The following is a 7,782-nucleotide window of genomic DNA, read 5'->3' as shown; positions in this document are numbered from 1 at the left end:
GCCGGAAAGCCGCCTTCCTGATGTCCGGCTCCCAGGTCTTCACCCAGGAGGTCATCGGGCAGTACCGAGCGGCGTTCGAAGGCAGAGGCCTCGCCACCGTCCCCGAAATCATCACCTACTCGGCGGGAGCCGACAGCCCCGCGCGGATCGCCCAGCGCCTGGAAAGCTCCGGCGCCGACTCCATCGTCGCCTTCNCCGCCCCCAACGACCTCGCCGAGATCATGCAGGCCGTCCGCAACGCAGGCATCGCCCTCACCAGCACCGTCTCGGTCACCGGATACGACAGCAACGTACTGCGCGAATTCGGACGCGCACTCGCCAACGTCTCCTTCAGCGTGAACTTCCGCCCCTTCGAGGCAGGCGGCCCGGCCATCGACCGCTACCGCGACGCCATGTCACGCTTCGCCCCCCAGACCGTCGTACCCGAACAGCAGTTCGCCGTGTACGGCTACGTCTTCGCCGACATCTTCATCCGCGGCCTCGAACTCGCCGGCGACTGCCCCACCCGCGAAGGCGTCATCGCCGCCCTGCACAAGGTCAGCGACTACAACGCCGACGGACTGGTCCAACCCATCAACCTCGCGGACCGCAACCCGAAAATGGCCTGCAACGCCTTCGTCCAGATCAGCCCGGACGGCACAGCCTTCCAGCTCAGAGACGAAAGCCTCTGCATCAACGGCACCTGAACCAGACCAGAACAGCCGACACAGCCACACAGCGGGCAGGCGCCACGCACAGTCCGGCGCCTGCCCGGTTGTCGGCCCCTCGTTCAGGACCGACCACCGATGAGCCGTGCGGTCTCCCGGGCGATCTTCTGCAGGGACTCGTCCGGCAACGGAGTGGCCAGTTTCGGGCTGACCGGCCCGCGCGGCCGCAGTACGGCATGCACACCGGCGGCCAGCAGTGCCCCGATCAGCGGGGCGACGATGAACAGCCAGAGCTGGCTGAGGGCCCAGCCGCCGCTGAGCAGCGCCGGCCCGATACTGCGTGCCGGGTTGACGGACGCGCCGTCGACGGGAATGGCGACCAGGTTGGCGACGCCCAGCGCCACACCGATCGCCAGTCCGGCGACGCCCAGCGGTGCCCAGAGGTCGGTAGCCACGAGAACGGTGAGGACCAGCAGCGCGGTGACGATGATCTCGATGACGAATGCACCCGCCCAGCCGAAACCGCCGGGTGAATGCACGCCGAAGCCGTTGGCTCCCAATCCCTGCGCCGAGGCCGAGTATCCGACGGCGTTGGTGTCGGCGATGAACCACACGACCGCGGCCGCGAGAACACCACCCAGGCACTGCGCGATGATGTAACCGACCGCGAGCCGTGGCCCGATCCGGCGGGATGCCAGCAGTCCCACCGTCACCGCCGGGTTCACGTGGCACCCGGAGATGGGGCCGATCGTGTAGACGAGGGCCAGGAGCGTCAGGCCGAACGCCAGGGCCACCTCCAGCACGCCCACACCGGTCCCACCCAGCACGGCTGTGCCCAGCCCGGCCAGGATCAGCGCGAAGGTCCCCAGCCCCTCGGCGAAATACCGTCTCATTTCTACCCGTCCGATCCAGATGGCGATGTCACCCCGAATGGCGATTTCACCATGGCGATGCCACCGAACCATCATCGAATGACGATCATGCGAAGAGACGGGTACCCGTGGTCTCGGCTTCACCCGTTCCGGGTGACCTGAAACGTCACCCGGCGCCGCACCGTGGAGGCGGATAACCGACAGTTCCGAGATATCCCGCAACGGGCCCGAGACCTTCGGAACTCGTGCGGCAGCAGCCCTGGCGGGCAGCCAGACATCACGGGGAATACCGCCTCCGTATTACGGGGAAGCAGTACTGCGTGTGCATCCTCAGTGCTGCCTGGAACGAATCTCCGTGGAACGAGCCCGGCCGGAGCGAGCGATGACGGCCGCCGCCACCCGGCGCTCGCTGCCCGACCTGCTCGCCTGGATGGACCGGCTGCGCCAGCGCGGCGCCGTCCACCACGACGACAGCCAGCAGTGCTGGCAGGTCCTCGGGCATCCCGAGGCCAGCACGGTCCTGGCCGAGCACGCCATCTTCTCCTCCGACGTCGGCGATCTGGCACCGCGGTCGGCCGAGATCGAGCTGTTCCGACGGGGCAACTTCCTGCGCATCGACCCGCCCGAGCACCGGCGGCTGCGTGGCCTGGCCAGCCGCGCGTTCACCCCGCGAACCGTCGCCGGGCTGGCACCGCACATCGCCGACATCACCGACGAACTGCTCGACACCACCGGTGATCGCGGCCGTATCGACCTCATCGACGAGCTCGCCTACCCGCTGCCGGTGATCGTGATCGCCGAGCTTCTCGGCCTGCCGGCGGACGACCGGCCGATGTTCCGGCGCTGGGCCGACCTCATGTTCGATCGCGCCGCGACCAACCCGGACGAGCCGCTGACCAGACTCGCCGAGGCGAACATCCGCGCTGTCACGCCCGTGGTGCGGGACATGAACGCCTATCTGCTCGACCACATCCGCCGCGCCCGGGCCCATCCGGGGGATGACCTCACCGCCCGGCTGGTCCAGGCGGAGATCGACGGCCAGCGGCTCGTCGACGAGGAGATCGTCGGTTTCGTCGGCCTGCTGCTGCTCGCCGGGCACATCACCACCACCGCCACGCTCGGCAACACCGTCCTGACTCTTGACCAGCACCCCCGGGCTGCCGCCGAGGTGCGGGCCGACGCCGATCTGCTGCCCGCCGTCATCGAGGAGTCCCTGCGGCTGCGGACCCCGTTTCCGCGCCTGCTGCGACGGACGTCCCGCGCCGCAGAGCTCGGCGGCGCGGACATCCCCGCCGGTTCGATGGTTGCCGTCTGGCTCGCGGCGGCCAACCGGGACGAGCGGGTCTTCCCCGACCCCGACCGGTTCGACCCGCACCGCTCGCCGAACCCGCACCTGGCCTTCGGGCACGGTATCCACTTCTGCCTCGGCGCACCCCTGGCCAGGCTGGAGGCGCGGATCGCACTCGGCCTCCTGCTGGCGCGCTATCGCGACATCGAGGTGGCCGCCGACGCCCCCGTCGAGCAGCGCGACCCCTGGACGATGATCAGCCTGAACAAGCTTCCGTTGGACGTCCGGCGGCGGTGAGCGGGCCCGGAGACGATGGTCACGGTCTGCCACACTGCAGGGCATGGTGTCTTCGCGTCCGCCGCAGCCGCGGACCCGCCGGAGCGGGCGGCCCAGCAGGGAGGAGACCGAGCGGCTCGATCGGGACGTCCGCCAGCACGCGCTGCGGCTCTTTCTCGATCTCGGCTACGAGGGCACGTCGATGGACGCGATCGCGCGCGCCGCGGGCACCACCAAGGCGTCTCTCTACGCCCGCTACCCGAGCAAGGAAGCCGTGTTCAACGCGGTGTTCGAGTGGGCGATGGCGCGACGGGACTGGCCCGTCCCCGAACCGGAGGCCCCCGGCCTCGGTGATCTGGAGGGCGCCCTCAACGCGATCGCCGACGCCGCGGTCCGGCGTGCCCTCGATCCGAACATGATCAAATTCAGTCGGATCGCCATCGCCCAGGCCTCCCGCTTCCCCGCGCTGGCTCGGCACGGCCAGACCGTGGCGTTCTGGCCCCGTCACCAGCTGGTCGCGGACCTGCTGCGCAGGCACGCCGCCACCGGCACGATCACCGCCGAGGATCCCAGCGCCCTCGCCGAGCACTTTCTCGGCATGGTCTCCAGCACGCCCGCGCGGCTCGCCTCGTTCGGGATCATCCGTGCCCCTGAGGAGCAGGAACGGCACACCCGTGAGATCGTCCGACTGTTCCTGCGCGCCCTGCGCCCCTGACCCTCCCACACGGACGCACGGACGCACGGACTCGCGGGCGCACAGGCTCGCGGGCGCGCGGCTCAGCCGGGGATGGTCCCGGCGGCGGGCTGGCAGCGTGGGCACCAGAACAGGTTGCGCCCCGCCAGCCGGGTACCTCGCACGTCCGTCCCGCAGACCAGGCAGGCCTGCCCCGACCGGCGGTAGACATACACCTCGCCGCCGTGCTCGTCGACCCGCGGTGGGCGTCCCATCGCCTCCGGCAGGTGCTCCGGCCGCACCGTGTCGATCCGCCCCGACCGAACCCCGTCCGCCATCAGCAGGACGAGGTCGGCCCAGATCTGCTCCCACTGCGGCGGGGTGACATCCCGGCCCGCCAGGAACGGGTCCACCCCCGCGCGGAACAGCACCTCGGCCCGGTAGATGTTGCCCGGACCCGCCACCACCGCCTGGTCCATCAGCAGCTGGGCGATCGTGGTCCGGCTGCGGGCGATCTTCCGCCGGGCCGGCTCCGGGTCTGCGTCGGCACGCAGCGGATCCGGACCCAGCCGGTCCAGCAGCGCCTTCACCTCGCCGGGTTCGAGCAGCTCGCAGGCGTTGGGCCCACGCAGGTCAGCCCACCCGGTGCCGGAAACCAGCCGCAGCCGGACGGCCCCGGTCGGTTCCGGTGGCGGCCCCGCGCCCAGCTGGCACTTGCCATAGATCCCGAGGTGGATGTGCAGCACCCGGTCGTCGTCGAAGCGGAGCAGCAGGTGCTTGCCGTACGCCTCGGCCTCGGCGAGCAGCCGCCCGTCCAGCAGGGCCGCCCCGGCGGCGAACCGGCCCTGTGGGCTCGTCACCCGCACCGGCCGGCCACCGAACACCCGCTGATGGGCGTCGGCGAGTCTGCGCACGGTGTGACCTTCAGGCATGGCCCGCAGAGCATACCGATCCGGACGGGGTCTACCCGACGGGAGAGCCGGCGCTGGCTCCAGGGCCGCCGCAGCAGGCTTTCCGCAGGTTCCCCGGAGGCACGTGAGCACTGTCACTGCGGGGTTGCCGAATCATTCCCCGATAGATGATCCGGGGTGCGCTCGTTGACTCATCAAATGAAAAAGGTTGTGCCGTTAGCACTCGCTTTCATCATGCTTCCATGCCCACCTGGCAGATGTCCCCCCCGACCACACGCACACATCTACGTTCTCACTACCCCCGACGGGGGTGGCGAACAGTGGAGGCGGCGGATCCTGACGACGCTCCCGGTGGACATCCGGCCGGGGGCGCTGCCCGAGTGGACCACCCGTCGACGTGTGCCGGGTCACCTACAGAACGGAGCGGTCACCAATGGGTGGAGAAAGCGGAACCGGTGAACTTCCGATGGGCCCCGCCACGCGGCCGGTGCCCTTCCAGCCGATGCCCTTCCAGCCGCGACCGGGCCGCCCCGCCACCGGCCCGGTCCCCCCGCCCGACTCGCCGATGGACCGTACTGTGCACATCCCGCGCCCGCGGGATCTCATGGACCCCGATCTCCTCCGCCTCGGTCCCGGCCTCGCCCGGCCAGCCGGACACAGCGGACACAGCGGACACAGCGGACACAGCGGGCCAGGCGGGAGCGCCGGCCTCGAGAACGTCACGGGTGTCCCTCGGGCCGGCGAGGTCGCCCCGGCCACCGGCGCCCCGGCCACCGGCGCCCCGGAGCCGCCCCTGAGCGGCGACGCCCGGCGTGGCGCCGCCGGCATCGGATCGCGCCCCGGCGCGACCGGCACCGGCACCGGCCCAGGTCAGGGCGCCGGCCCGCGCGCCCGCGGCACCGCGGAGCCGACGATGCGTGGAACCGTGCCGCCGGGGCTGCGCAGGGCCACGGGCACCGGGCAGGGCGATGTCCTGCGCACGTTCGTGACATCGGTGCGGCCGGACATGCGCCGCTGGTACACGATCTGCGACCCGGGCGCACTCGGCGTGGGGCCACGCCCGGCCGCCGTCCACGGTTACGGCGGGCCGAACGGCGTGGCCGTACCGTCCACCCCGCCGCCCGGCCGAAGCGCGCCCGCCCGGAACAGCATCCGCTACTCCACCCGGTGCCCGTACGAGTACGAATCCGAGGCAGCGCGGGCCGATCTCGCCGAACAGCGGTCGGTGCGGGTCGCCACCACCGTGACCGTCGCCGTGATCGCCCTCGCGCTGGTCATGCTCGGCCTCATGGCCTTCGGGACCACGATGTAGTCGGCCCGTCGGCCCGTCGGCGTAGTCGGCCCGCCGGCCCTCAGGTTGCCCCGATTCCAAGGACGTAGCACCGTAGCTACCTACGGTAGTCGATTCGGGGGTGGACGGGATGGACAGGGTCGAGATGCTGCCGGCGATCCCGCTGTCGGCCTGGGCGGGCACGAAGGAGACGCTGCACCGCTACCTGCAGGTGATCGGGAAGATCCGGCTGGCCGCCAGCCAGCGCCGCAACCACTGGTGGAACGTCCCGCTGCACCTCACCGGCCGGGGCATCACCTCGCGGCCGATGGGCCAGGTGGACGGCAACACGATCTTCACCATCGACGTCGATCTCGTCTCGCACGAGCTGGACGTCCACCGCATCGACGGCGAGCGGGTCACCTTTCCCCTCGCCGGCGGGTCCGTCGCGTCGTTCTACGCGCACCTGACGCGGGCCCTACGCGATCTCGACATCACTGTGCGCCTCGACCATCCGCACCCCTTCGACCTGGCCGACTCCGGGCGCCCGTTCGCCGAGGACACCGAGCACGCCGCCTACGACCCGGCGATGGCCCTGCGGTACTGGCAGACGCTCAGCCAGGTCTTCCTGCTCCTGGAGGAGTTCGCCGCCGGGTTCTCCGGCAAGGTCAGCCCGGTGCACCACTTCTGGCACACCTTCGACGTGGCGCACACCCGGTTCCGTGACCGCGCCGTCGAGCCGGCGCCCGGCACGGACCCGGTGACCCGTGAGGCCTACTCGCGGGAACTGATCAGCTCGGGCTTCTGGTTCGGCGACGAGACGCTGCCCGAACCGGCGTTCTACTCGTACACCAGCCCGGAGCCGCCGGGCCTCGCCGAGACGCGCCTGCACCCGTCGGGCGCGCGGTGGATGGAACGCGGCGGCAGCCACCTGGCCGTGCTCCCGCTGTCCGCGCTGACGGACGGCTCGGCGGCCCAGCGGCGCTCCGCCATCCTGGCCTTCCTGGGTGACGCCTACCAGGCCGGTGCGGTCCTCGCCGGCTGGGACATCGAGCGCTACGCCTCCCCGGGCGGAGTCACCGACCCGGAGCTGCTCCCGGCCCGTGTCACCCAGGGGGCGGCCGGCGGGGCAGGTCCGTCCCGTTGAGCCAGGCGAGCACGGCGAGCACGCGGCGGTTGTCGTCGGCGGCGGGCGGCAGGTCGAGCTTGGTGAAGATGCTGTTGGTGTGCTTGCCGACGGCCTTCTCGGTGATGACGAGCCGGGCCGCGATGGCCGTGTTCGACCGTCCCTCGGCCATCAGTGTCAGGACCTCGCGCTCGCGCCCGGTGAGCCGGTCGAGCGGCTGCTCGCGCCGGGAGACGAGCCGGGCGACGACCTCGTGGTCCAGAACCGTCCCGCCGGACGCCACCCGGCGCACCGCGGCGAGGAACTCGTCGACGTCGGCGACCCGGTCCTTCAGCAGGTAGCCGACCGCCCCGCCGCCGGAGGCGAGCAGGTCCCGGGCGTACAGCGGCTCGACCCACTGGCTCAGCACCAGCACCAGCACCAGCACCGGCAAAGGGCCGGGGCCGGGGGTGGGGCCGGAGCCGGAGCGCGGGCGGCGGTGGGCCTGGCCGCGGGCCCGCCGGGCGTCGATCGCCGCCTGGAGCCCCTCGGCCGTCCGCGTCGGGGGCAGCCGGACGTCCACGATCGCGATGTCGACGTCGTCACGGGCCAGCGCCGCGGTGAGCGAGGGCCCGTCCTCGACCGCCTCGACGACGTCGATGCCACCTGCCGCGAGGATGCGGACGATCCCGACCCTCAGCAGGGCCTGGTCCTCGGCGACGACGGCTGTCAGTGGACCC

8 protein-coding genes are annotated in these 7,782 nt (G+C 71.5%); 5 read left to right on the top strand and 3 right to left on the bottom strand.

The annotated features are described in order from the left end of the window. Window positions 1-20: 20 nt before the first annotated feature. Window positions 21-686: an ABC transporter substrate-binding protein gene (locus B207_RS0118085; protein ID WP_051102577.1), complete on the top strand. Its 666-nt coding sequence runs from the start codon at window positions 21-23 to the stop codon at window positions 684-686. Between the two features lie 83 nt (window positions 687-769). Here the strand turns inward: B207_RS0118085 and B207_RS0118080 are convergent, their stop codons facing one another. Further along, a complete protein-coding gene (locus tag B207_RS0118080; RefSeq protein ID WP_018637975.1) occupies window positions 770-1,540 on the bottom strand; it encodes an aquaporin in 771 nt (256 codons plus the stop codon). A gap of 361 nt (window positions 1,541-1,901) precedes the next feature. Here B207_RS0118080 and B207_RS0118075 point away from each other — a divergent pair, with 361 nt between their 5' ends. Both B207_RS0118075 and B207_RS0118070 read left to right on the top strand, forming a co-directional pair. Continuing rightward, window positions 1,902-3,104: a cytochrome P450 gene (locus tag B207_RS0118075; protein ID WP_018637974.1), complete on the top strand. Its 1,203-nt coding sequence runs from the start codon at window positions 1,902-1,904 to the stop codon at window positions 3,102-3,104. 43 nt (window positions 3,105-3,147) lie between these two features. Further along, entirely contained in the window at window positions 3,148-3,798 is a 651-nt protein-coding gene (locus B207_RS0118070; protein WP_018637973.1) for a TetR/AcrR family transcriptional regulator, read from the top strand. Window positions 3,799-3,860: 62 nt separating this feature from the next. On the opposite strand, the gene B207_RS0118065 is transcribed toward B207_RS0118070, so the two are convergent. After that, window positions 3,861-4,688 (bottom strand): Fpg/Nei family DNA glycosylase, encoded by an 828-nt coding sequence (locus tag B207_RS0118065; RefSeq protein WP_026311182.1) that lies wholly within the window; start codon window positions 4,686-4,688, stop codon window positions 3,861-3,863. Window positions 4,689-5,244: 556 nt separating this feature from the next. Here B207_RS0118065 and B207_RS39870 point away from each other — a divergent pair. Next, a complete protein-coding gene (locus B207_RS39870; protein ID WP_154675433.1) occupies window positions 5,245-5,979 on the top strand; it encodes a hypothetical protein in 735 nt (244 codons plus the stop codon). Window positions 5,980-6,088: 109 nt separating this feature from the next. Continuing rightward, a complete protein-coding gene (locus B207_RS0118055; protein WP_035741111.1) occupies window positions 6,089-7,084 on the top strand; it encodes a DUF5996 family protein in 996 nt (331 codons plus the stop codon). Here B207_RS0118055 and B207_RS41635 read toward each other — a convergent pair. Next, window positions 7,044-7,775 (bottom strand): LuxR C-terminal-related transcriptional regulator, encoded by a 732-nt coding sequence (locus B207_RS41635; RefSeq protein WP_026311180.1) that lies wholly within the window; start codon window positions 7,773-7,775, stop codon window positions 7,044-7,046. The two genes, B207_RS0118055 and B207_RS41635, sit on opposite strands and share 41 nt — an antisense overlap. Window positions 7,776-7,782 lie beyond the last annotated feature (7 nt).

Origin of the sequence: Parafrankia elaeagni (genome assembly GCF_000374165.1) — a bacterium.
In the GTDB taxonomy this organism is placed as follows: domain Bacteria; phylum Actinomycetota; class Actinomycetes; order Frankiales; family Frankiaceae; genus Parafrankia; species Parafrankia elaeagni.
This window is presented reverse-complemented; position numbering and strand designations above follow the sequence as displayed.